26 protein-coding genes are annotated in these 23,516 nt (G+C 33.7%); 9 read left to right on the forward strand and 17 right to left on the reverse strand.

Annotated elements, in window-relative coordinates; genetic code table 11:
* Nucleotides 1-58 precede the first annotated feature (58 nt).
* From hemW to gpr, 5 genes are all read right to left on the reverse strand, one after another.
* On the reverse strand, nucleotides 59-1,228 hold the full coding sequence (hemW, locus tag IEV35_RS05445; RefSeq protein ID WP_188383686.1) for a radical SAM family heme chaperone HemW: 1,170 nt from the start codon (nucleotides 1,226-1,228) through the stop codon (nucleotides 59-61).
* Nucleotides 1,229-1,421: 193 nt separating this feature from the next.
* Nucleotides 1,422-3,230, reverse strand: a complete 1,809-nt coding sequence (gene lepA, locus IEV35_RS05450) for a translation elongation factor 4 (RefSeq protein WP_188383687.1) — start codon at nucleotides 3,228-3,230, stop codon at nucleotides 1,422-1,424.
* Nucleotides 3,231-3,520: 290 nt separating this feature from the next.
* Nucleotides 3,521-3,850: a hypothetical protein gene (locus IEV35_RS05455; RefSeq protein ID WP_188383688.1), complete on the reverse strand. Its 330-nt coding sequence runs from the start codon at nucleotides 3,848-3,850 to the stop codon at nucleotides 3,521-3,523.
* A 14-nt stretch (nucleotides 3,851-3,864) separates the two neighbouring features.
* Nucleotides 3,865-5,031 (reverse strand): stage II sporulation protein P, encoded by a 1,167-nt coding sequence (gene spoIIP / locus IEV35_RS05460; protein WP_188383689.1) that lies wholly within the window; start codon nucleotides 5,029-5,031, stop codon nucleotides 3,865-3,867.
* A 109-nt stretch (nucleotides 5,032-5,140) separates the two neighbouring features.
* On the reverse strand, nucleotides 5,141-6,238 hold the full coding sequence (gpr, locus tag IEV35_RS05465) for a GPR endopeptidase (protein WP_188383690.1): 1,098 nt from the start codon (nucleotides 6,236-6,238) through the stop codon (nucleotides 5,141-5,143).
* Nucleotides 6,239-6,421: 183 nt separating this feature from the next.
* On the opposite strand from gpr, the gene rpsT reads away from it, so the two are divergent.
* The gene (rpsT, locus tag IEV35_RS05470; protein WP_188383691.1) at nucleotides 6,422-6,688 is read left to right on the forward strand and encodes a 30S ribosomal protein S20; all 267 of its coding nucleotides are present in this window, start codon (nucleotides 6,422-6,424) and stop codon (nucleotides 6,686-6,688) included.
* A 399-nt stretch (nucleotides 6,689-7,087) separates the two neighbouring features.
* Here rpsT and holA read toward each other — a convergent pair whose 3' ends face one another.
* Nucleotides 7,088-8,101 carry a DNA polymerase III subunit delta gene (gene holA, locus IEV35_RS05475; RefSeq protein ID WP_188383692.1) on the reverse strand — a complete coding sequence of 338 codons (1,014 nt, stop codon included), beginning with the start codon at nucleotides 8,099-8,101 and terminating at the stop codon, nucleotides 7,088-7,090.
* Nucleotides 8,102-8,411: 310 nt separating this feature from the next.
* Here holA and IEV35_RS05480 point away from each other — a divergent pair, with 310 nt between their 5' ends.
* Entirely contained in the window at nucleotides 8,412-8,546 is a 135-nt protein-coding gene (locus tag IEV35_RS05480; RefSeq protein WP_188383693.1) for a YqzM family protein, read from the forward strand.
* Nucleotides 8,547-8,631: 85 nt separating this feature from the next.
* Here the strand turns inward: IEV35_RS05480 and IEV35_RS05485 are convergent, their stop codons facing one another.
* The 11 genes from IEV35_RS05485 to IEV35_RS05535 all read right to left on the reverse strand — a co-directional run bounded on the left by IEV35_RS05485 (nucleotide 8,632) and on the right by IEV35_RS05535 (nucleotide 17,243).
* Nucleotides 8,632-10,908 (reverse strand): DNA internalization-related competence protein ComEC/Rec2, encoded by a 2,277-nt coding sequence (locus IEV35_RS05485; RefSeq protein WP_268237910.1) that lies wholly within the window; start codon nucleotides 10,906-10,908, stop codon nucleotides 8,632-8,634.
* 11 nt (nucleotides 10,909-10,919) lie between these two features.
* Nucleotides 10,920-11,477: a ComE operon protein 2 gene (locus IEV35_RS05490; protein WP_188383695.1), complete on the reverse strand. Its 558-nt coding sequence runs from the start codon at nucleotides 11,475-11,477 to the stop codon at nucleotides 10,920-10,922.
* Nucleotides 11,478-11,539: 62 nt separating this feature from the next.
* A complete protein-coding gene (locus tag IEV35_RS05495) occupies nucleotides 11,540-12,118 on the reverse strand; it encodes a helix-hairpin-helix domain-containing protein (protein WP_188383696.1) in 579 nt (192 codons plus the stop codon).
* Nucleotides 12,119-12,205: 87 nt separating this feature from the next.
* Entirely contained in the window at nucleotides 12,206-12,955 is a 750-nt protein-coding gene (locus IEV35_RS05500; protein WP_188383697.1) for a class I SAM-dependent DNA methyltransferase, read from the reverse strand.
* Nucleotides 12,956-12,959: 4 nt separating this feature from the next.
* Entirely contained in the window at nucleotides 12,960-13,307 is a 348-nt protein-coding gene (gene rsfS / locus IEV35_RS05505) for a ribosome silencing factor (RefSeq protein WP_188383762.1), read from the reverse strand.
* Entirely contained in the window at nucleotides 13,267-13,890 is a 624-nt protein-coding gene (gene yqeK / locus IEV35_RS05510; protein WP_188383698.1) for a bis(5'-nucleosyl)-tetraphosphatase (symmetrical) YqeK, read from the reverse strand. The genes rsfS and yqeK overlap by 41 nt, the downstream gene beginning before the upstream one ends.
* Entirely contained in the window at nucleotides 13,883-14,446 is a 564-nt protein-coding gene (locus tag IEV35_RS05515; RefSeq protein WP_188383699.1) for a nicotinate-nucleotide adenylyltransferase, read from the reverse strand. Before IEV35_RS05515 ends, yqeK begins: the two co-directional genes overlap by 8 nt.
* A gap of 26 nt (nucleotides 14,447-14,472) precedes the next feature.
* The gene (yhbY, locus tag IEV35_RS05520) at nucleotides 14,473-14,763 is read right to left on the reverse strand and encodes a ribosome assembly RNA-binding protein YhbY (protein WP_188383700.1); all 291 of its coding nucleotides are present in this window, start codon (nucleotides 14,761-14,763) and stop codon (nucleotides 14,473-14,475) included.
* Between the two features lie 8 nt (nucleotides 14,764-14,771).
* On the reverse strand, nucleotides 14,772-15,611 hold the full coding sequence (gene aroE, locus IEV35_RS05525) for a shikimate dehydrogenase (protein WP_188383701.1): 840 nt from the start codon (nucleotides 15,609-15,611) through the stop codon (nucleotides 14,772-14,774).
* A gap of 16 nt (nucleotides 15,612-15,627) precedes the next feature.
* A complete protein-coding gene (gene yqeH, locus IEV35_RS05530; protein ID WP_188383702.1) occupies nucleotides 15,628-16,725 on the reverse strand; it encodes a ribosome biogenesis GTPase YqeH in 1,098 nt (365 codons plus the stop codon).
* Between the two features lie 2 nt (nucleotides 16,726-16,727).
* The gene (locus IEV35_RS05535; protein ID WP_188383703.1) at nucleotides 16,728-17,243 is read right to left on the reverse strand and encodes a YqeG family HAD IIIA-type phosphatase; all 516 of its coding nucleotides are present in this window, start codon (nucleotides 17,241-17,243) and stop codon (nucleotides 16,728-16,730) included.
* Between the two features lie 444 nt (nucleotides 17,244-17,687).
* Between IEV35_RS05535 and IEV35_RS05540 the strand changes: the two genes are divergently transcribed.
* The 7 genes from IEV35_RS05540 (at nucleotide 17,688) to mnhG (ending at nucleotide 23,413) form a co-directional block, all read left to right on the forward strand.
* Nucleotides 17,688-17,828 carry a sporulation histidine kinase inhibitor Sda gene (locus tag IEV35_RS05540; protein ID WP_188383704.1) on the forward strand — a complete coding sequence of 47 codons (141 nt, stop codon included), beginning with the start codon at nucleotides 17,688-17,690 and terminating at the stop codon, nucleotides 17,826-17,828.
* A gap of 290 nt (nucleotides 17,829-18,118) precedes the next feature.
* Entirely contained in the window at nucleotides 18,119-20,458 is a 2,340-nt protein-coding gene (locus IEV35_RS05545) for a Na+/H+ antiporter subunit A (protein ID WP_188383705.1), read from the forward strand.
* Nucleotides 20,458-20,796 (forward strand): Na(+)/H(+) antiporter subunit C, encoded by a 339-nt coding sequence (locus IEV35_RS05550; protein ID WP_188383706.1) that lies wholly within the window; start codon nucleotides 20,458-20,460, stop codon nucleotides 20,794-20,796. The genes IEV35_RS05545 and IEV35_RS05550 overlap by 1 nt, the downstream gene beginning before the upstream one ends.
* Entirely contained in the window at nucleotides 20,789-22,270 is a 1,482-nt protein-coding gene (locus IEV35_RS05555; RefSeq protein WP_188383707.1) for a Na+/H+ antiporter subunit D, read from the forward strand. The genes IEV35_RS05550 and IEV35_RS05555 overlap by 8 nt, the downstream gene beginning before the upstream one ends.
* Before the next feature lie 6 nt (nucleotides 22,271-22,276).
* Nucleotides 22,277-22,753 carry a Na+/H+ antiporter subunit E gene (locus tag IEV35_RS05560; protein ID WP_188383708.1) on the forward strand — a complete coding sequence of 159 codons (477 nt, stop codon included), beginning with the start codon at nucleotides 22,277-22,279 and terminating at the stop codon, nucleotides 22,751-22,753.
* Nucleotides 22,753-23,064, forward strand: a complete 312-nt coding sequence (locus tag IEV35_RS05565) for a monovalent cation/H+ antiporter complex subunit F (protein WP_188383709.1) — start codon at nucleotides 22,753-22,755, stop codon at nucleotides 23,062-23,064. The genes IEV35_RS05560 and IEV35_RS05565 overlap by 1 nt, the downstream gene beginning before the upstream one ends.
* Complete coding sequence (gene mnhG / locus IEV35_RS05570) at nucleotides 23,045-23,413, forward strand: monovalent cation/H(+) antiporter subunit G (protein ID WP_188383710.1); 369 nt, start codon at nucleotides 23,045-23,047, stop codon at nucleotides 23,411-23,413. Before IEV35_RS05565 ends, mnhG begins: the two co-directional genes overlap by 20 nt.
* Nucleotides 23,414-23,516 lie beyond the last annotated feature (103 nt).

A 23,516-nucleotide genomic window follows, 5' to 3' on the forward strand; every position in this document is an offset into this window, starting at 1 on the left:
ACCCCTGTTAGCACTCTCAAGTCTTGAGTGCTAATTCTAATAATAAATTATCAAATCATTATTTTTTTGTCAATGCAATTGACTCTAAATCATCATCTTCTATCAAAAAGTATTCAAATACATTATTACCAAATAATACACCTTGTTCAGAAAGATAAAATGAATGTTGTTCATCAATTAACCAACCTTTCTGAACGAGTTTCTCTATTTCATCTTTATATAACAATTCATGAGAAAAACCGAATTTATCATGGAATTTTTGCTTACTTATCCCACTTAATTTACGTAACCCTAAAAATAGTTCTTCCTCAATTTTTTCTTTTAATCCAATCTCTTCAACTTTTAAGTAAGGGTACCCATCAAGTTTTGCCTGTTTAATGTATGCTGGTAATGGTCTTATATTCATTGTCCGTTTTCCCGGTAAATATCCACTCGCACCAGCACCAAATCCGTAATAATAATCATTATTCCAATACGTTAAATTATGCTTACTTTCAAAGCCTTCCTTGGCAAAGTTACTAATTTCATATTGACGTAGCCCTTTAGCTCTCATTTTTTCCTTTAAAATCTCAAACATCGCGACTTCTTCTTCTTGTTGCGGTCGATGTAATTGCCCCTTTTTATGTCGATTATAAAAGATTGTTTTTGGCTCAATTTGCAGCGAATAAGCTGAGTAATGTGGTAAATCAAATGATAAAGCTTCTGTTACTGTACGTTCAAAATGTTCTGGTGTTTGATGAGGTAAAGAATAAATAAGATCTAAACTAATATTTGTAATTCCATTTTCTTTTAATAAATCTACAGTTTTATACACATCTTCAACCCGATGAGCTCTTCCTAATTCCTCTAACATATTATTATCGAATACTTGTACACCTAGTGATACACGGTTCACTCCATATTCTTTAAGCAGCTTTGCCTTGGCTTCATCAAAATCACCAGGGTTAGCTTCTATGGTGTATTCTTCGCAATTCCAAACATCAAACTTATCATGTACTAACGTTAAGAGTGTTTTTAACTGGGTATAGTTAAGTGCTGTCGGTGTTCCTCCGCCGATAAAAATGGTTTTCACTTTATTGTTTGAACCAGCAACTTGTACTTGTATTTCATTTGTTAAAGCTTCTAAATATTCCGTAGCAGACTCTTCATTATAGAAAAACTTTGTAAAATCACAGTAATGACAGATATGCTGGCAAAACGGAATATGAATGTATACTGATTGAATCATCTTTTTTCTCCTAACGTAAAAATATGAGATTTCACAGAGTGTTTACATTACAATTCTCTGGAAACTTATTTCTTTTCCTCTAATTACACCGGAATCAACTATGTGAGAGTAATTTATTAGTGGAAAGTTTATCCTATTAATCCACCAAAAAAGAAAAGGAAAAACTTTGAAAAGTTCTTCCGTTCTCTCATTTCTATTCATCATCCATCTTTAATACAGCCATAAATGCTTCTTGTGGTACTTCAACCGAGCCGACCATCTTCATGCGCTTTTTACCTTCTTTTTGTTTTTCAAGTAATTTTCTTTTACGTGAGATATCTCCACCGTAACATTTTGCAAGAACGTTTTTACGCATAGCTTTAATCGTTGATCTAGCTACAATTTTATTACCAATAGCAGCTTGGATAGGTACTTCGAATTGTTGTCTAGGAATTAATTCTTTTAATTTCTCTACAATAAGTTTCCCACGCTCATATGAAAAATCTTTATGAACAATAAACGATAGTGCATCAATTGTTTCGCCATTAAGAAGGATATCCATTTTAACAAGTTTGGACGGACGATAACCGATTAATTCATAATCGAATGAAGCATACCCTTTTGTATTTGACTTCAATTGATCAAAGAAATCATAAACAATCTCAGAAAGTGGAATATGGTAAATAACATTCACACGAATATCATCTAAATATTCCATATCAATAAATTGGCCCCGTTTTTTCTGAGCTATTTCCATTACTGCACCAACATACTCATTAGGAACCATTATCGTTGCTTTAACATACGGCTCACGAATTTCTTCAATTTTCTGTGGATCAGGCATTTCAGATGGATTATCAATAGATATCAGTTCACCATCTGTCTGTTCCACTTCGTAAATAACACTTGGTGCAGTTGTAATTAAATCAATTTTAAATTCTCGTTCAATTCTTTCTTGAATAATTTCCATGTGAAGTAATCCTAAAAATCCACAACGGAAACCAAATCCTAACGCTTGTGACGTTTCTGCTTCGTATTGAAGGGCTGAATCATTTAACTCTAATCGTTCCAACGCTTCACGTAAGTCATTGTATTTATTAGAATCTACAGGATAAAGTCCACAATATACCATCGGATTTAGACGTCTATAACCAGGAAGTGGTTCTTTAGCTGGGTTATTAGCAAGTGTAATCGTATCCCCTACTCGAGTATCCCCAACATTTTTAATTGAAGCAGTAATATAACCTACATCACCAACATGCAATTCCTTAAGTGGAACTTGTTTCGGTGTAAATACCCCTACTTCATTAACTTCAAATTCTTTTCCTGTCGCCATCATTTTAATACGATCGCCTACTTTAACAGAACCTTCTTTAATACAAACATAGGCAACTACACCACGATAGGAATCGTATAATGAGTCGAAAATTAACGCTTTAAGAGGCTCTTTAGGGTTTCCAACTGGTGGTGGAACGGCTTCTGTAATTCGTTCTAATATATCTTCTATACCTATATTTGCTTTTGCGGAAGCTAAAATGACATCATCAGGATCAATTCCAATGACCTCTTCTAACTCTTTTTTTACCCGTTCAGGATCTGCACTTGGAAGATCAATTTTATTTATAACCGGAATAATTTCTAAATCATTATCCATTGCTAAATAAACGTTCGCTAAAGTCTGTGCTTCAATACCTTGCGCTGCATCGACAACTAAAATTGCACCTTCACAAGCAGCAAGGCTTCTCGAAACTTCATATGTAAAATCGACGTGTCCTGGGGTGTCTATTAGATGAAAAATAAAATCTTCCCCACTTTTACTTTTGTAATGCAATTGAACTGCATTCAATTTGATTGTAATTCCACGTTCTCTTTCCAAATCCATCGCATCAAGGACTTGCGATTTCATTTCTCGCTCTGTAATTGTATGTGTATTTTCTAGAATACGGTCAGCCAGTGTCGACTTACCGTGATCAATATGGGCGATAATTGAAAAGTTGCGTACATTATCTTGATTTCTTGCCATACGTGTTGTTCACTCCTATTGCCTTTACCAACGAACAGTAAAAGTAAAAATTAAATTTCTACATAAAAATACGATAATTGCTAGCATGATTATAGCAATTGCAACCTTTAGTTTCAAGAAAGAGTTGTTAAAATAGCTATATATACTACATTACTATAATTCAAATGATAAGTATAACCCCAAATTTTTGTATCCAAGTAACCAACCCCGAAAATATACGGCCTTTTTCTTTTTCAAGAATTATCCGTAGTTTTTTCCGGGGCTAATGTAGCGGTTCCTCAAATATAAAATTAAAAAAACAATTGTGATATTTGGTATAAAATTTCAACCAATATATCATAGAATCCTTGTACGATAACTTCAAAAAAGGATGCAGTCTTTTGACTAAGGTGGTCTTGATTGGACATAGAAAGTTCCTGTGCGATCATTTGTTCATTTACCACTTCTTGTTTTTGTTCTGTTGTATTTGCAGTATGTGTCACTTCTTCTGTTACTTTTTCCGTGGTGTTCTCTTCTTTAAAAGTCGGTAAAATAGATTCCCCTTTATGTTCAGCACCGATAATAGTTCCTACTAAAAATACGATAACAAGAAGTAGTATAACTGATATATATTTAAACACTATCAAAACCTCCCTTATTCCGTACTAACTTTTTCTGCATCCCAATAATATTCACTAAATACTTCTGCTAGAATATCAGCCGATCGATATAATTCATCTAATGTGTTATCGACTCCACCAATTTCAACAGTTAATGCATTTTCATGTAAGTCTTGATTAAATAGTCCATTTGTTCCAACACCTTTTTTTGGTGGCAGTACGCCACGACTTAAACCAGGATATTTTTCCTCCATTATCTTCCAAAGCTTGCTAGCAATCTCTAGGTTCTTTTCATAGTCTTTATTTTCTCCGCCAATTACAAATGCTATCTTCGCATATGATTCACCATTTATTACTTTCGTTGTTACGTCTCTACGTACTCCATCTCGGTGAAAATCAAATACATATTGTACATCTTTATTTGACTTAAATGCCTCTTGAACTGGACCTCGAATTGCTTCATATGACTGCCAATATTCCATATTGTTTTCATCTAAAATTTTCATAGTATCTGTTTTATCTAAGATATTACCAATACCATATTTATCTAAAGCATTTGAAAATCTTTCACTTACTTTAGAAATATTCACTTTACTATGTTGAGCTAAGTTTGGATCTGTAACACCTGGTAAATGTGGTAAAAATGATTCATAATTATGCGTATTGTAAATAAACACTACTTTTTTATCTCCTGTTGAAGGAGTATCAATTGGTTCTTCTGGTTCACTTATTTCTAGTTCCTCATCTACTATAGCTTCTCTATCTTTCAGAACCTCCTCTAATGGTGGGGAGGATTCCACAGGTAAATTCGTATAGTTTGTCCCTTCACCGGCAATAAATATTTCGCTATCAAAAATAGAAAAACCAGGAAGTTCGTTACCCAACAGACTTCTTGGGTCATCTGGTTTAATACTTGTTGCAATCTGAAAAATTGTAGATGACACATTTGGTATAGAAGCATCAGGTGGAAGGCCCTCCATAAAAGCTCGATTCTCCATACCTAATAAATACATAAATGTTGAACTCTCTATTTCGTTTGTCCAGTTTGTTAATGTATTAGAGGACAGGCGTAGAGCTGGTGAGATTGTCGTAAATATACCAATAATAATAAATAGAAACAAAATACTGAAAATATACAACGTACTTCTCTTAAGAATATCTAATATGTTCTTATTATTCGGGTTATTATTCGGTAATTTCATACTGTTCCACCTTCCAAGTTCATCTATAGTTAAAATCTATGACGAATCTTCGGAAGGTAGAACTGTTTCTCTTATTTTTCGCAAAATTTAATAGATTTATACACTCACACTATCTAGAGTAATTAGCAAAGTTATCGACATCTACCGCTTCATGAAGAGCTGCATTGATTCCATTTGCTATTAAATGGGACATGTCTATCATAAATCCGTCGACTTCTTTAGGAGTAACCATCATATTATAGCCAGTTGGTGTTAATACTTCTTGTATTAATTTTCTTTTTTCCTCTTCAGACAACGTACCTACAATACCCATGAATGTTTGTCTTTTCTCTGGATCTGGTAAGTCTTCCTCTGTAAACTTCTTCCCACCAAATGTCATACTAGCAGGTGCTAGTGACTTTGAAGGACGATCTTTCTCACGCCATTCTCTTCCAAAATGCTTTAATATATAATCTATCGTATCGCTAGTTATTGTGACTGCATCAACAACAGTTGGGACACCTATAGCAATAACTGGCACTCCTAATGTTTCCTTACTTATTTCTTTCCGCTTATTACCAACACCTGAACCTGGATGAATTCCTGAATCAGAAAGTTGGATGGTTTCATTTACTCGCTCAATTGATCGGGAAGCCAGTGCATCAATAGCAATAACAAAATCCGGTTTAAATTTTTCAACAATACCAAAAATAATATTACTTGTCTCCATTCCAGTAACTCCCATTACTCCTGGAGTTACTGCTCCAACTGGACGATACCCTTCAGATATGGATTGATGTTCAAGCTTAAACAAATGGCTTGTAACTAGTACTTTTTCTACCGTCATCGGCCCAAGTGCATCTGGTGTCACATTCCAGTTGCCTAAACCAACAATTAACCCTGTACCATCTTTTGGGATATTATTTCTCTCTAATAGATTCTCTAGTTCCCTTGCCAGTATTTTTGCTGCATTTTCCTGGCTCTTTGTATCTTGTTTCTTAACCCCATCTGCGTAAATGGTGACATATGAACCAGGTTTTTTACCAATCACTTCTGCCCCATCCTTATCGATATCAACAAAAGAGATTTTAATTCCATTTTCATTTTTCTCTCGTAATTGAACTCCTTTAATTTGCTCTTCTGGAGGAGTTTCTTTTTCTACATACATATCTTTCGCTTCAATTGCTAAATCAGTACGTACTTGAAACTTATTCTCATTTAAATCCACTTAATCTCTTCCTTTCCAAGAAAATACAAGTATCCTATCACTATAGAATTAGCGTTCACATTTTCATAAAAAACATACAAATGTTAGCTATATAAATAATAGTTATTGAAAACAAGCCGTAATTTTGGTAAAATGTCTCTTGTTCGATGTATTGAACGTTCTGTATCTCTAGGAGGTGAAACAATGGCTAATATTAAATCCGCAATTAAACGTGTTGGAGTAAACAATAAAAAACGTGCTCAAAACCAATCATTCAAATCTGAAATGCGTTCACAAGTGAAGTTAGTTGAAAAATTTGTTGAAGCAAATGACGTAGAAAACGCTAAATCAGCGCTACCTACTACGATTAAAAAGATTGATAAAGCAGTTCAAAAAGGACTTATTCACAAAAATGCTGGGGACCGTCAAAAAAGTCGTTTAACTAAAAAAGTTAACGGTCTTGGTGCCTAATAAAAAAAACGATCCATAAACGGATCGTTTTTTTATTTTTGGCTGGATTCTTACACCTTCGTACAGTTCGGTGCCCATTTGATAGAAACTGTGCGGTATCTACTGTAAAATTAACCCTAATTAATTTGGATAGTGCAACGATGCCGCTCCGGCAGAATACTCCGCTTTCCGCGGGCACGGCCTCAGCCTCCTCGAGGAAAAACCACCTCTGCGGGGTCTTCGGACTCGTGCTATTCCCGCTGGAGTCTCCGTATTCTGCCTGCGCTAGGTTGGATTTTCTAAATATAGTTAGTTTTCTATAAATGTTTAATAANTATAATGCTCCAAACCATAATACTAGCCGCACAGTTTCTATCTACTATTTATTAGATTAAAACGAAATAATCTCTTAGAAAAAACTTATTTCTTAATGAGATTATATAATAGCAATTCAAACGCTAAATCTTTTTCCATTCTTCCTTGTTTCATGATGGCATCGGTTTCTGCTAATTGGTCCATGATGTATTCCAGTCTTTCCACCGAAAATTTCGCTTCACGATTCATCGCTATTTTTATAACATAGGGATGAACACCAATTTGTTTTTGCATTTGTCCAGAACTATAGCCCTTTTGCTTCAGTAATTTTACTCGGAGTATAGTCCGAAATTGAAATGCGAGAAGACCAATTAATGCAATTGGTTCCTCTTTCATCTTCTCTAAATCTTTATATACTCTAATTGCTTTTGCTAAATCCCCGTCCATTACGGAATCAACTAAGCGCAGCCCAGAACTAGTAATCGTATGAGAAAGTAACTCCTCCGCAATTTCCTTTGTAACTACACCACCTTCACCAATATAGAGTGAGATTTTTTCAAGTTCTTTTTCGATGATATTTAAATCTGTAGATAATTCGTTTTCAAATACATCAAAAGCTTCTTCCGCTATCGTTATATTTAGTTGTGATGATAAATTTTTAATCCAATCTCTTAATTCATATTCCTTTACTGGGTTACATTCCCCAACAAGACCTTTTTTCTTTAATAACTTGCTAATCTTTTTCCGTTCATCAATTTTTTCATATGGTGCAACAAGAACAAGAACGGAATAATCCACTGGCATTTCTAAATATTGTTCAAGTACTTCCAATTGATGTTCGAAGGAGAGCTTGTCCGGTTTAGCCTTAAGAAAGGTCGGATTAGTTGCTATAATTAATTTCTTATCACCAAAGAAAGGATATGTTTCTACATCCGCAATAACTTCTTGAATGGATATTTCTGTTAAGTCATATGTAGACAAATTATCTTCATCAGATAACACTTGTTTAACTAATAAATCCGTAATTTTTTGGATAAAATAGTTTTCTGTGCCATATAATAAAATGACCTCTGGTATATTTTGTTTTTTTATTTGTTTGACAACCTCTTTGTAAGTCATGCTATTCACTCCAAATATGATATAGTTAAATGGTAATCCGTCAAACGGTGAATAGCAAGAAAAACCTTGAGAGGGAAATTTGGGATAAGAAATTTCCCTCCCTATCTATATAAACGTTTACCATCATGCCCTAGGAACAGGATGATAAACGATATTTTTTGTTCATTTATAGCATGACCCTTCCAGCCTAAAAGTATAGTTGTTAAGTCTTTCTAATTTTGGAATGCAAATAAAATATGACTTTTTTGTATCATTGGTGGATTTTTTTATGTAATTAATTTATACTAAGGTTGAAATGGGAGGGTTAGCTATGAATGAATTTGAAAAAGATCCACAATCCAAAAATAATGATGTAGTTGATTCCATTAAAGGATTCGGATTTTCGTTAGTTTTCTTTCTTTTAATATTTTTTATTGGGGTAACAATTAGCGTAATTGGTTCGTAAAAGAAGTACATATGGTAATACGTAATAAAAGAGACTGGAATTTACCTGTCTCTTTTATTATTTTTAATTCCAATTCTATATTAGACTATGGTTGATAATGATAAAATGTTCCTTCTTTTTCTGTAAAACGAAACATAATTGCACCTAGTTGATCAGTACGAAATATTATCGTTCCTTCTTCTTTATATCGTTCAATGACTTCTTCTGAAGGATGTTGATACCGATTATTTTCACCTACTGATATTAACGCATACCTTGGACTGATACTAGATATAAATGCAGGAATTGAAGATGTATTGCTCCCGTGATGAGCAACTTTTAACACATCTATTTTTAGATGAGGATAATTTCGAAGTAACGCAGATTCGGCTTGTTCTTCGATGTCTCCGGTAAATAACCAACTTTTGTTTCCTAACACCGTTTGAACAACTAAAGAGTTTTCATTACTACTATTTCTATCTACCCATGGTGAAAGCACTTTAAACATTTTCCCTTCAATATTTACTTCTTGCCCACTTTTCACTCGATGAAGCTCTGTTTTTTTATTTTGAATTTCCTCTAACAAAGTAGAATCTAATTGATAATAATCACTTACAATCACGGCTTCCACTTGAAAATCTCGAATTAGGAACGGAACACTACCTGAATGATCCACATCCTCATGACTTATAAAAATAGCATCAATGGTTTGAATCCCACGATACTGTAAAAACGGTTTTATGATTCGAGAATAATTTGAATCAGAAATGGTGTTATCTTCAAACGAAACCTTTGCTCCTGCGTCAATTACAATGACTCCTTTACGAAAAGGTAGCTCAATAATGATTGCATCACCCTGACCCACATCAAGCATTGTCACTTGGCCTGTCGGTGTTAAATATGGCTTTACAACGTTAGAGAGCAGTAACACAATTAACATAACGCCGAAATAAAAAGCCTGTTTCTTTTTCCCACCTTGAATTCGACCCATTAAAAGATACAGTAGAATATAATAACCAATGAAAAAGAAGGGCGTTGTATAACCGGTATACCATGGAAAGTATAAATAATGATCAATCAAATTTAAAGCTACTAAAAATAACTCTTCATGAATGAATGTAAATACTTTATCAATAATCGGATACAAAAATGGAACTATCATCATTATGATAAATAAGAACATGAGTGGGATAACAAAAAAAGTGAAATAAGGAACAACAATTAAATTTAGAAAAATGGAAAGAGGATTAAATTGAAAAAAGTAAAACATTTGTAACGGTGTAATGATAAACTGGGAAATGAAGCTTAATTTTAACATTTGCATCATATACGAATTACTATCTAGTAACCATGTTTTAGATAATATAATACTGAATGTAACAATGAAAGAAAATTGGAATCCGACAGAGTATATAATAAATCTATTCACCAAAACAAGGAGTATGAATGTAATACTAATTATATCTATTATAGTAAATCTGGATTTCATTTTTCTCAATATAAGACCTAATAAAATCATTATACTAGCTCTCCATACAGAAGGCTCCCCTCCTGCAATGACGGCGTAAATGGGCAAAAACACAATAATTAACGTTGTTGCTTTCTCTTTCGTTAACAGATTTATTTTTATCGTTAGTAAATATAGTAGTCCTACAACTAACCCAATATGTAAACCTGAAATAGCCAGTATATGCGATAGACCCCATCTTTGAAATAGCTCTATCACATCCTCGGGAATATCCTGATCATCTCCTATTACTAACGCCCTAATCCAACTACTGGTAAAGTTTGAAAATCTATTAGAGATAGTTTGTATTAAAGATTCGCGAATTTTATAAAGGATACTTAAATTAGATTTTTGATGACAAGCAATATCTTCCAACTTTGACACTTCGAATTGATAATGTATGTGATTAGAGGCGAGATATGCTTGATAATTAAATTGTCCCGGATTTCTACTTCCTTCTGGGCTTTTTAATATTCCCTTTATCTGGCATTCAGCCCCGTGTTGAATGCTAGTTGTCTTATATGAATAGTTATCATCGTCAAAGGTCATGATTTGAATGAGTTGGTTAGAATTGTTTTCTCGGAATTCAAATTGTAGGAAATGATTAGAGGAGGTAATTGGACTAGTAATTTCTCCATGTAATGTTAATTCTGTCGGAGTAATTGAATGTTGGTGTAACTCTATCGAAGGGACATATAAGGAGAAAAATATGTAGAAGAATAGGGAAACAAAATATAAGAGCTTCCCTATTCGTTTCATATAAAATAAGTAACTAATCCAGATTAGAAATAAGATACCAATATAAATGCTATTAAAAATTGTTGTCAAAATACTACATAACACACTTAGAGCTAAAATATAGCAATAACCTTTCATTTTACTTTACCTTAAACATTGAATAATTCATTTGCCTTCTTTGTTAATTGGTCTATTTCTGTTGAGGAATTATCTTGTACTAATTCCAATAATTGTTGAACGACTTCAGTTTTCTCTTTATAAGCCATATCAATCGCCAAATAATCAAGTTTTACCATTTCCATTTCGACACCAGCTTCTTCAAATAGTTGTATTGCATACGGATGGTTTTTATAATTCTCTGCATAATATACTTTCCTAATACCCGCTTGAATTAATTGTTTTGTACATTGAAGACAAGGAAAGTGCGTAACATAAATATCCGCATTTTCAGTAGGCACCCCAAATTTTGCACATTGTAAAAGAGCATTTGCTTCAGCATGGACTGTTCGAACACAATGTCCATCAATTACATAGCACCCTTCATCAACACAATGAACACCACCTGAGACACTCCCATTATAGCCACCAGCAATAATTCGTTTATCGCGTACAACCGTTGCTCCGACCATTAATCTAGTACATGTACTACGTAATGCGAGCAAGTGACTTTGCGCCATAAAATATTGGTTCCATGATATTCGTTCCATGACATTTACTCCCCTCTCTATAATATCTAGTTTACCTTTCATTTTTATGAATCGTCAATTAACTACGGTACTTGTATTTCCTCTTTTATGGCTTCTAAAACTTTTTCACCGATACCTGAAACTTGTAATAGATCTTCAACCTTCTGAAAATAGCCATGTTCTTCTCGATATTGAATAATCGCATTAGCCTTTGATGGACCGATTCCTGGGAGTGTTTCTATTTCTTCTACTGAAGCATAATTTATTCTAATCTTATTCGATTGTGAGGCTGTATTAGATTGTTTATCTCCTTCCACCATCTTCGGTACAATAATAATCATCTCATCAAATAGTTTTTGAGCTAAATTAATCTCATACTCATTCGCATCTTTCGTAAATCCACCTGCTTTATCTACAATATCTTTCACACGAGAATTAGGCTCCATTTCATAAACCCCTGGCTGATGTATTGCTCCTTTAATATCGACTATTATTTGGTCTGGAATATCTTTTTCTTCTACATTCCTATCTTGAGAAATAGGTTCCTCTGTTAGAATTGCGATAGAAGATTCATCCTTATCTATTAATTGAAAGAATAGAATTAGAATTGCAACGAGGGAGATGACTGCAATTACGATATTTTTTCGGAGTAATTCAATCAATATGATCACACCTTTATCATGCTTATGACACCATCATACTGAAAGAATATCTGATAAGCAAAATGAGAAAAGGACAAGGAAATAACATTATCCTTGTCCTTTTTGTGCAATAATAAAGATTCTCTCGGCATTTTCTAACGAAAATTCATTTTCTAATGAAAAATCCCCGTAAAAACTTATTTTTTCGAATCCACATTTTTCTAACAAATTTTTATAAACATGTACCGAAAATGTTCGTTGATAATGAGTTTCATCAAATCGCTCATAGTTTTCTCCGTTATACGCGAAAAAGGTAAGATCGTGAATCATTTCTCCTTGTTCATCGCCTTCGAAACAAAACCACACATATGCACTCTCATCATTAACATCTGAAAAGGTATGTCCAATTAGATTATCTTCTACATGAGATAACGAATGCACATCAAAGATAAATATTCCGTTATTATTTAATAGTTCATATACATTGGAGAACACTTTTTGAACGTCAGATTCTGATGTTATATAATTGATGACATCACAATAACTAACTGCTAAGTCATACCCGCTTAAGCCACTCAAATTTCGAATATCTTGATGTACCCAATCAATTTTCTGTTTTGATTCCATTGCTTTTTGCTCTGCAATAGCCAACATATCCGTGGAGAAATCAACACCGGTAATCGAATACTTTTCCGATAATTGTACGGTTATCTCTCCCGTTCCACACCCGAGATCAACAATGTTAGATACATGTAGATTGTTTCTGTTAATTATCGATTCTGTAAATTGAACCCACTTATCGTATGGTGCTTCTTCCATAAAGCGGTCATATAAGTTTGCCATTAATTGATAAGCCATTTTATTAATTACCCACCTCTAGTGGTACGTGTTGGGCATCTCCCCATAAACGCTCTAAGTTGTAATAGCTTCTCTCATCTTTATGAAATACATGACAAACAACATCCCCTAAGTCAACTAGAACCCATCTTGCCTGTTCAAATCCTTCTAGCCGCTTAACTGAAACATTATGTTCCTCCATCTGATCTTTAACAGCTCTAGCAATAGATTGAACTTGACGTTCATTTGTTCCATGACAAATAAGAAAATAATCAGCAACTAAAGATACTTGAGCTAAATCTAGGGCAACAATATCCTCAGCTCGTTTATCATCACATGCTTCCGCTGCTAGTTTCAATATTTCCAATGGCATTTTGTTCAAAATGATTACCTCCATCTAAAAGTCTCGTTAAATCATTATATGCATGAAATGTATCAGGATAAATCCGATTTTTCTTTTCCATCAAAAAGTTTATCGTATTTCTAGAAATCATCCAAGCAGTTTTTAGTAAATCAGTTGTAGCCATTTCACGAACTTCTTCTAGTCCTGGAAAACTTCTACCTGGTTCAATGTAATCTGCTACAAAAATAATCAGATCTAGTTTACCCATATGTGCTTTTCCCGTTGTATGACAATATATCGCAGATTTAATTTCTTCATCCGTAATTCCGTATTCTTCTTCTACTTTAATGGATGCAACAGGACCATGCCAAAGTTCATGATGATATAAAAGTAAGTCTTTCGGTAAATAAGAAGTTTCAATAATTCGCATCATTTCTTCTAACGAACGGTATTTACAATAATCATGAAAAATCGCTGCAATTTCTGCTTTCTTAGCAGATACCTGATATAAATTGGCAAGAGTTACTGCTGTTTCAGCAACTCTTACAGTATGTTCAAATCGCTTCTTTGTTAGATGGGTTTCAACTATGGAAAGGGCATCTTGTTTATTCATAAAAACTATGCTCCTTTATATAAGTATATACAGACTTAGGAACTAAATATTGAATCGTCCCTTTTTCTTTTTGTCTTTTTCTAATTAATGACGATGAAATATCAACCATTGGAATCTCAACTTCTCTAATTGGATACGTTGTATTTAAGGAGTATCCACTCCGTTTAACCCCAATAAACGTAACTAACTTCATTAACTCATCAATTTTATACCAATTTGGTAAATACTCGACCATATCTGCTCCAATTATAAAGTAAAATTCTGAGTCCGGGTACTTATTAGTCAACAAAAGCATCGTGTCATACGTATATGATTTGCCTTCTCTATCAACTTCAATTGTATTAAGTTTAAATGACTCATTATCCGCAATGGCTAACTTAAGCATTTCAATCCGATTTTCAACACTTACACTAGCTCGCCCTTTATGTGGAGGTTCATAGGTCGGAATAAACCAAATTTCATCTAAATCTAATGCTTGATTCACTTCTTCAGCAATAATTAAATGTCCAATATGGGGTGGATCGAATGTTCCACCTAAAATACCAATACGTTTCATGAAAACTCCTTTCGTACTAGTTTTTATTATGGAAGTTGTATTTGCTTATGTTCTTCTGATTCTTTATATAATACAATATTGTTTCCGATAAGTTGTACAATCTCAGCACCAGTACCCTCAGCTAATTCCTCTGCCACCGTATCTTTATCATCCATGCAATTTTGCAAAATGCTAACTTTAATTAATTCTCTCTTTTCTAATGCTTCGTTTACTTGAACGATCATGTTTTCATTTACCCCAATTTTCCCAACTTGAAATATTGGTTTTAAATGATGTGCTTTCGAACGAAGAAATCTCTTTTGTTTGCCTGTAAGCATAAATATAATCACCCTTCTAAAATTCGTTTTAATTGTTCATCCATTTGTTTTAGTGTTGGCTTTTTCCCGAACCATATTTCAAAGGCGTATTGAGCTTGATAGAGTAACATCGTATGCCCATGATGGATAGATGCATTTAATGCCTTTGCTTCAGTAAGGAATTTCGTCCAGATTGGTTGGTAAATAATATCACTAACAATTGTTCTACTACGTATTCCATCTAATGTAATTGGGATTTCATTTAATCTTGGTTTCATCCCAACACTAGTCGTCTGAATAACCAAATCATATTCTTTTAATTGTTTTTCTGCTACTTCTAATGACATGACTGATGATTTAGTTTCTACAGATTTTATTTTTGTAATTGCATGAGCTTTTTCGAGTGTCCGATTTGTAAGATCAATACTTATATAACCAGCACGATTTAACCCGTAGTAAATAGCCCTAGCGGCTCCACCTGCACCTATTATTAATATCTTTTGTTGTTTATCTTGTTTTAAATGCGGAAAATATTGTTCCAGAGACCGCAAATATCCTACAGCATCTGTATTATAACCAGTGAGTTGTCCGTTTTTAATTAGAACAGTATTAACTGCTCCAATATTTTGTGCCGAAACATCCAATTCATCCAATAAAGGGATAATTTTCTCTTTATATGGTGCAGTAACATTAAAACCGTTAAAGTTCTTTTCCTTCATTTTGTTAACTTGGTCTATTAAACGGTTTTCTTCAACTTCAAAAATAGTATATGTCCCTTTTATCTTTTCTTGTTTTAAAAATTGATTATATATCCATGGGGACAACGAATGACTAATTGGATAACCTAATAGGCCTAGTTTATATTCCATCCCCTCTTCCCCCAAACTAAATCAGTGATTTTCTAATTGAAACGTTGACACCTTTAGGACTATGGGCAACTACTGTACAATTTCCATTTACGGTTACCCAACCTAGACCTGGAAAAACAATATCCGTTTTCTCATTTGCAAGACGATAGGAAGTATTTATAAATTGGGGCAACAGTTTTTTCGTTTCTTCGTCTGGTGGTGACAATAGTTCTCCAACGTGATTTTCATATAGGTCATCTGCTTTTTCTAACTTTGTTCGATGAATCGGCAATTGATTAGCAAAATAACAAACAAAGGACTGCTTATCCCCTTTAATAAAATCGATTCGAGCAAGTCCCCCAAAAAACAAGGTTTGTTCAGCATTTAATTGATAAACACGTGGCTTGATTTCTTTAGTCGGTGTAATACCTTTTAAATCCTGATCAGAAACATAATGAGCAATTTGCTCCTGATTTACAATTCCAGGTGTATCAATTAGAACGGAATCGTCATCTAATGGTATTTCAATAAATCCTAATGTTGTACCTGGAAAATAAGATGTTGTAATTACATCACTTTCACCTACAGATTGTTTAATTAATCGATTAATGAACGTGGACTTTCCTACATTTGTTGTCCCTACGATAAATACATCTTGTTTATTTCTCAGTTTCTCAATTTGTTCAGTTAATTCGTCTATTCCAAATCCTTTTGCAGAAGAAATTAGAAAAACATCTTGTACTTTTAGTCCAGCATCTTTGGCAGATTTTTTTAACCAATGAATTAACTTCTGTTGATTTGTTGATTTTGGTAATAAATCCATTTTATTTCCAACCAAAATGATAGGATTATTACCAACAATCCTAGGTAAACTTTCAATCATCGTCCCATTCACATCAAATATATCGATAATATGTACGACTAACCCTTTCCTATCTCGAATAGAACTAACCATTCTTAAGAAGTCATCATCTTGAATTGAAACATCTTGGATTTCATTATAATGTTTTAAACGAAAACATCTCTTACATAATACATTCTCTTTTTCTAATGATGATTTGGGTGTATACCCTAATCCTTTAGGGTCTTCGGTCTGTATTTCTACGCCACACCCCATGCAATATATAGCTTCCAATATTAATCCTCCCAACTAATTAAACCTTTCTTTCGAAAATAATTCATAATTTTCCGCTCAATCTTCCGGTTGAATTGTGTTATTTTCTCATCAGTTTGTACAATCGGAACGACTAGAATCGTATATAAACCTGCCGAATTTCCACCTAATACGTCAGTAAGTAATTGATCGCCGATAACTACAATCTCATCTTTTTGTAAATCCATTTGCCTTGCAGCTACTTTAAATGCCCTCCGTAATGGCTTTCTTGCACTAAACACAAACGGTGTCCCGAGTGGCTCTGAGAACATTTTGACTCTTTCTTCCTTATTATTCGATATTATAGTTACTTTAATGCCATTATCCTTCATTTGTTTGAACCATTCAATTACTTCAGGAGTAGCACTTTTTACATTCCATGGCACTAACGTATTATCTAAATCTGTGATAATCCCTTTAATTCCTTTCTCTTTTAATACTTCTGGTCTAACCTCGAAAATATTCTTCACATGTTCATTGGGTAAAAAACGATTTAACAACAATTACACCTCTTCATTCACGTATTCTCTTGTATATACTATCCTATTCTAGGTTTATACAGTAGTTTTTTTGGTAATTATATAAGTAAAGTAACTAGATTATATCAGTTCTAGCACATCCACTATGCTAAGAAGAAAAACCTACGAGTATTAAAATACCATATTTATGTTAGTTAAGGTAGAAATATGTAAAAATCACGTTATTAATGCAAAAATCGTTCGACAAATTCCCTCAATTATCGCACTGTGGATAACTATATTCACAATATCAACAGTGTAATCATTAGGTTTAAAAGCAAATTTCCCTTCTTTTCCACAAGTTATCTACAGACGAATGTAGATAACTCACATCTTGTTCTAGTTTTTAAATCATGATAAGTTATAACTAGTTTAAATCTTGTAAAACATTCTATCAAATTTACTTTTAATAGGAGGGCTGCAATTATGGAGCATTTGTCAGATGAGCTATTACTGGAATCATATCATAAAGCAAATGAATTAAAATTAAGCCCTGATTTTGTTGCGCTAATTAAAGATGAAATCTTTCGAAGAGGATTGAGCCATAAAATTAAATATACAAGTTAGTCACAACAAAAACTGACATATTTCTCAAAATAAATATAAATAATACACTATTCCTTACCAATTTATGATGGTAAGGTTTTTTTATTTCCACTGGGAAATAACTAATATAGTATAATTTTATTTTCCTTATATATATGAAGCAAATAATTTCTCTTCAAAAAATCGGTATTTTACTTTGTTACTTTGTCGTTTATATATTAAAATAGACACTATCTATGGTGAAAAAGGAAGGAATCTATTTTTTTCTGTCATATTACAAACTAATCTATTATTGGGAGGGTTTTTCTTAAATGATTTTTGCAGTATTAATACCGCTTGTATTTGCTTTATTTATTCCATTTTTAAGTAAATTGAAAGATAAAGTACATACAGGTATATTCGTTTTATTTATCCCCTTAGGAATTTTCATTTACTTTATACGATTTATCGGCGAAGGCTTTTCTCCTTTACATCATACATATAATTGGATTCCTTCATTAAATATTAATTTTAGTTTTTATTTAGATGGGCTTAGTCTCCTATTTGTGCTACTTATTAGTGGGATTGGGACATTAGTCGTATTCTATTCCATCTATTATTTACACAAAACAGAAAAACTAGGACATTTCTATGTTTATTTGCTAATGTTTATGTCTGCAATGCTAGGAGTAGTTCTGTCTGATAACGTATTTGTCTTATATGGATTTTGGGAATTAACATCGATTTCATCTTTCCTACTTATTGGTTATTGGCATCATCGTGAACGCTCACGTTATGGCGCCCAAAAATCAATGCTAATTACTATATTTGGTGGATTAAGTATGTTTGGGGGACTTATTCTACTAACTGTAATTACAGGTACAACTAGCATCCGTTCTATGATCGATCAAATTGATTTAATCGTAAGTAGTGGTTATTTACCGTTAATTTTAGTTTTTATCTTATTAGGTGCATTTACAAAATCAGCACAATTTCCATTCCATATTTGGCTTCCAGATGCAATGGAAGCACCCACTCCTGTTAGTGCCTATTTACACTCGGCTACGATGGTAAAAGCAGGAATTTATTTAGTAGCAAGATTTTCAGCAATCTTTGTTGTCTATGAATGGTTCTTTATAGTAGTCAGCTTAGTAGGAATCATTACGTTAGTATGGGCATCGTATATGGCTGTGAGACAGACTGATTTAAAAGGTATCCTTGCTTTCTCCACCGTAAGTCAACTAGGAATGATCATGGCAATGCTTGGTTTCGGTACAGAAGCTGCTGTATTTGCTGCTGTATTCCATATTCTTAACCATGCAACATTTAAAGGTAGTCTATTTATGGTTGCTGGTATTATTGATCATGAAACTGGTACAAGAGACATACGTAAACTTGGCGGATTATTAACATTCATGCCAATGTCGGCGACATTAGCTTTATTCGGTACCTTCTCTATGGCAGGTGTACCATTCCCATTCCTAAATGGGTTTTATAGTAAAGAGCTATTTTTTGAGGCAACAACAAATTTGAATGAGAATAGTAATGCGATCGCAAGTTTCTTAACAGAAGCTATACCATATTTAGCTGTGTTTGGTAGTATCTTTACTTTCGTCTATTCCATGTACTTTTTCTTTGGCGTATTTACTGGTCCGAAGAAACTGGAATTATTACCAAAGAAACCACATGAGGCACCAATTGGAATGCTAATTTCTCCAATTATTCTTGTCTTAGGTGTAATTTTAATAGGATTGTTCCCTAATCTAGTAAATGGCTCATTAATTCAACATGCAGCAGAAGGTATACGAAACCATGCTGTAGCATATACAGACATTCATTTTTGGCATGGATTTATACCTCCTTTTATCATGTCATTAATCGTTGTTGGGGTGGGTATTATCCTATTCCTAACTCGTAAATATTGGACGAAGATTTATGAAGCTATTCCTGGTAATTTAAGTTTTAATAAAGTATATGACAAGCTTGTTAAAAATGTCGATGACTTCTCTGCTGGCATTACTAATTCGTATATGACTGGTTCATTAAAACTATATATGTCCCTTATTTTAGGGGTAATTATTGCATTTTCGTTTGCCATCATGTTTACAACAGGTGGATTTAGTAATATATCGTTTAATGATCTAGAAGAAATTTCAATTGTTGATATTGCAATTGTTTTAATAATGGTACTAGCTGCAATTTGTACTATTTTTATCAACAATAAATTATCCTTAATTATTGTAACTGGAATTGTTGGTTTTGGAATATCGATCCTTTTTGTATTATTACGTGCACCAGACTTAGCGTTAACACAGCTTGTTGTGGAAACCGTATCGATGGCACTATTCTTACTTGCTTATTATCATTTACCAGAGCTTAGAAAAAGAAATGAAACTACTGCTACATCGATTACCAATCTTTTCTTAGCTCTCGGCATAGGCACATTAATTACAATGGTCGGTATTGCTGCACATAGCTCTGATTGGTTTGATACGATTTCCGACTATTTCGTAGAAACTGCTTATACGTTAGGTGGCGGAACAAATATCGTAAACGTCATTTTAGTCGATATGCGTGGTCTAGATACCCTATTTGAGATTACAGTTCTAGGTATTGCCGCATTAGCAATCTACAGCCTCATTAAAGTGAGAAAGAATAAGGAGGCAGAGTAATGGAATATTTAATTCTTATATTAGCCGGAATTCTATTTGCAACGGCTATTTACAATATTTTGCAGAAACAATTACTTCGTATCATTATCGGTACGGTATTACTCTCACATGGTGCCCATTTAGTAATTTTAACAATGGGAAAACTGAAACGTGGTCAACCACCGATATTAGACGACAGCGTTACTAGTTATACAGATCCACTACCACAAGCATTGATACTTACATCAATTGTTATTAGTTTTGGTATTACGAGTCTTTTATTAGTATTAAGTTATCGTGCTGCAAATGAAAATAAAACAGATAATATGGATGAAATGAGGGGTGAATCGAATGAGTAATTTAGCAATTTTACCGATAATCATCCCGATGTTGGCAGGTATAATTGTTGCTTTTACAAACAAAAATGTAAAAGTTTCACGTTTTCTTACCAAGTTGTTTTCTATCATTAGTTTAATAGTAGTAAGTTACGTTACATTCGAAGTTTTTACGAATGGTTCTATCATCCTAGAAACAGGCGATTGGGTAGCACCATATGGTATTATTCTTGTGGCAGATGAACTTTCCATCATTCTTGTCCTAACGACTAATATCATTGCTGCAACTACTGCGTTCTATGCAGCCCATTCATTAAGTTTAAAACAAGAAACACATTATTATTACACGTTCTTCTTTATGCTAATTGCAGGTGTTTCTGGTGCATTTTTAACAGGAGATCTATTTAACCTTTTCGTATTCTTTGAAGTACTGTTAATGGCCTCCTACGCACTAATTGTATTAGGTGGAGATAAGGTTCAACTTCGAGAATCTGTAAAATATGTATTAATAAACTTATTCTCCTCTATGTTGTTTGTTACAGCAGTAGCATTGCTTTATGGTGTTGTAGGAACAGTAAATATGGCACAAATAGCAGAACGAGTTGCTGAAGTAGAGCAAAGAGGAATACTTACAACTATTGGGATATTATTATTCTTTGTATTTGGGACAAAAGCTGCCCTATTCCCACTGTACTACTGGTTGCCAAGGCCTTATATCGTTCCTAACCCTGTCGTATCGGCACTATTTGGTGCATTACTAACAAAAGTAGGGATATATTCCATCCTACGGGTGTTCTCGTTAATCTTTATTCATAAGATGGAAATTACCCATGAAGCCTTTATTTGGATTGCAGGCTTATCGATGATATTCGGTGTGATTGGTGCTCTTTCAACGAATAACATTAAACTTACCATTGCCTATAATATTATTCCTGCTATAGGTTACATCATTATGGGAATTGGTATATTTAACCAGGATGCGCTAAGTGGAGCAATCTACTACCTAGTTCACGATATGATTATAAAATCAGCACTATTTTTATTAGTTGGTGTCATTGCCTATGTGGCTGGCACTTCCGATCTCCGGAAAATGAAAGGACTTATCCACCACTATCCACTTCTTGGATGGTTACTGTTTATCGCTGCTTTTGTCTTAGCCGGCATCCCACCTTTTAGTGGTTTTATCGGGAAACTTCAATTATTAAAAGGTGCTGCAGCGGCTGATGAAATTGCGATCATCATTATTGGTCTATTATCTAGTCTATTAATCCTTTACTCTGTGATGAAAATATTCATTCGTGGTTTCTGGGGAGAAAAAGATGAACAGAACAATTATACAAAAAAAGCCCCACTTGGTACTATTATACCGATTGTCTGCTTACTAGCCGTATCAGTATTTCTTGGTGTTGGAGCAGAATTTGTATATCCTTCTGTGGAAGGAATAGCAGAATATTTACTTGACCCCGAAATTTATATTGATTCTGTGTTAAAGGAGTGATCGACGATGGCCTTTCAAGTATTAATTAATATTGTCATAGCGTTTATGTGGATGTTCTTAAGTGAGTCGTATACACTTCCTAGTTTTATAGCTGGATATATTTGGGGGTTACTTTTAGTTTTATTATTAAACAGGTTTATTCCAGGATCTTTCTATGGAAAACGTGTCGTAAAAATAGTAAAACTTATATTGCTATTTATAAGAGAATTAATCCTATCTAATATTAGTATACTTAAACTTGTTTATACACCAAAACCAGAGATTGAACCAGGAATATTTGCCTTACCATTAGAAGTTAAAAGTAATTGGGAAATTACATTATTAGCCCATCTGATTACTTTAACTCCTGGAACGCTTTCCGTAGCTGTCTCGGATGATAATAACACTCTATACATCCACGCAATGGATATTGATGAAGTGGATGAATCGATTAGGGAAATTAAAGACAGCTTCGAGAAAGCTATCTTGGAGGTGACAAGATAATGACAGCTGCTATTCAATTTACCGAAAAGTTAATAGGTTATTCTATCTTAATTGGTTCAGTGTTTATCGGTATTTCCTTAGTATTACTTTTATATCGAATTTTCAAAGGTCCAACTAATCCAGACCGTGCAGTCGGATTAGATACAATGGGAATCAATCTAATGGCAATTGTAGGTTTAGTTGCAATTCACCTTTCTACCCCATACTTAAATGACGTTGCCCTTCTCGTAGGTATACTAGGATTTTTGGGAACACTTGCTACCGCAAAATATGTAGAAAAGGGTGTTATCATTGACAGGGACATGGATTGATTTAATAGTAAACATCATTATTATTTTATTAATACTTTTTGGCTCCTTTGTAACATTATCGGCAACGATTGGTATTATTCGTTTTCCTGACATCTATACAAGATTACATGCAGCCACAAAGGCTTCCACTTTAGGTGTTGCTAGTATATTAATTGCAGCATTTCTATATCTCTATGTTAAAGAAGATATTGTTAGTGGTAAATTATTGTTAGGGATTATCTTTATTATGGCCACGGCTCCAGTTTCCGCACATATGATTGGACGTGCTGCCCATAACCAAGGTATTAAGCCAGTTACAAAAAATCGTCACGATGCGTTTGAAGCAGCCAAAAGTAAAATAAATGGATAAACATTTGTAAAAAATCGTTACTTCAGTCGAGTAACGATTTTTTCTTATTTGTAATTTTTATTGGACAGACACAAGACACGCCCAAACTTCATAGTGTGTTTAT

Source organism: Ornithinibacillus halotolerans (assembly GCF_014637405.1).
Classification (GTDB): domain Bacteria; phylum Bacillota; class Bacilli; order Bacillales; family Amphibacillaceae; genus Ornithinibacillus; species Ornithinibacillus halotolerans.

What these genes read in the sequence shown, in the direction of transcription:
- hemW (WP_188383686.1), bottom strand. Translation starts at nt 1,228, where the DNA reads ATGATTCAATCAGTATACATTCATATTCCGTTTTGCCAGCATATCTGT.
- lepA (WP_188383687.1), bottom strand. Translation starts at nt 3,230, where the DNA reads ATGGCAAGAAATCAAGATAATGTACGCAACTTTTCAATTATCGCCCAT.
- spoIIP (WP_188383689.1), bottom strand. Translation starts at nt 5,031, where the DNA reads ATGAAATTACCGAATAATAACCCGAATAATAAGAACATATTAGATATT.
- rpsT (WP_188383691.1), top strand. Translation starts at nt 6,422, where the DNA reads ATGGCTAATATTAAATCCGCAATTAAACGTGTTGGAGTAAACAATAAA.
- holA (WP_188383692.1), bottom strand. Translation starts at nt 8,101, where the DNA reads ATGACTTACAAAGAGGTTGTCAAACAAATAAAAAAACAAAATATACCA.
- IEV35_RS05480 (WP_188383693.1), top strand. Translation starts at nt 8,412, where the DNA reads ATGAATGAATTTGAAAAAGATCCACAATCCAAAAATAATGATGTAGTT.
- IEV35_RS05485 (WP_268237910.1), bottom strand. Translation starts at nt 10,908, where the DNA reads ATGAAAGGTTATTGCTATATTTTAGCTCTAAGTGTGTTATGTAGTATT.
- IEV35_RS05490 (WP_188383695.1), bottom strand. Translation starts at nt 11,477, where the DNA reads ATGGAACGAATATCATGGAACCAATATTTTATGGCGCAAAGTCACTTG.
- IEV35_RS05500 (WP_188383697.1), bottom strand. Translation starts at nt 12,955, where the DNA reads ATGGCTTATCAATTAATGGCAAACTTATATGACCGCTTTATGGAAGAA.
- rsfS (WP_188383762.1), bottom strand. Translation starts at nt 13,307, where the DNA reads ATGCCATTGGAAATATTGAAACTAGCAGCGGAAGCATGTGATGATAAA.
- yqeK (WP_188383698.1), bottom strand. Translation starts at nt 13,890, where the DNA reads ATGAATAAACAAGATGCCCTTTCCATAGTTGAAACCCATCTAACAAAG.
- IEV35_RS05515 (WP_188383699.1), bottom strand. Translation starts at nt 14,446, where the DNA reads ATGAAACGTATTGGTATTTTAGGTGGAACATTCGATCCACCCCATATT.
- yhbY (WP_188383700.1), bottom strand. Translation starts at nt 14,763, where the DNA reads ATGCTTACAGGCAAACAAAAGAGATTTCTTCGTTCGAAAGCACATCAT.
- aroE (WP_188383701.1), bottom strand. Translation starts at nt 15,611, where the DNA reads ATGGAATATAAACTAGGCCTATTAGGTTATCCAATTAGTCATTCGTTG.
- IEV35_RS05540 (WP_188383704.1), top strand. Translation starts at nt 17,688, where the DNA reads ATGGAGCATTTGTCAGATGAGCTATTACTGGAATCATATCATAAAGCA.
- IEV35_RS05545 (WP_188383705.1), top strand. Translation starts at nt 18,119, where the DNA reads ATGATTTTTGCAGTATTAATACCGCTTGTATTTGCTTTATTTATTCCA.
- IEV35_RS05550 (WP_188383706.1), top strand. Translation starts at nt 20,458, where the DNA reads ATGGAATATTTAATTCTTATATTAGCCGGAATTCTATTTGCAACGGCT.
- IEV35_RS05555 (WP_188383707.1), top strand. Translation starts at nt 20,789, where the DNA reads ATGAGTAATTTAGCAATTTTACCGATAATCATCCCGATGTTGGCAGGT.
- IEV35_RS05560 (WP_188383708.1), top strand. Translation starts at nt 22,277, where the DNA reads ATGGCCTTTCAAGTATTAATTAATATTGTCATAGCGTTTATGTGGATG.
- IEV35_RS05565 (WP_188383709.1), top strand. Translation starts at nt 22,753, where the DNA reads ATGACAGCTGCTATTCAATTTACCGAAAAGTTAATAGGTTATTCTATC.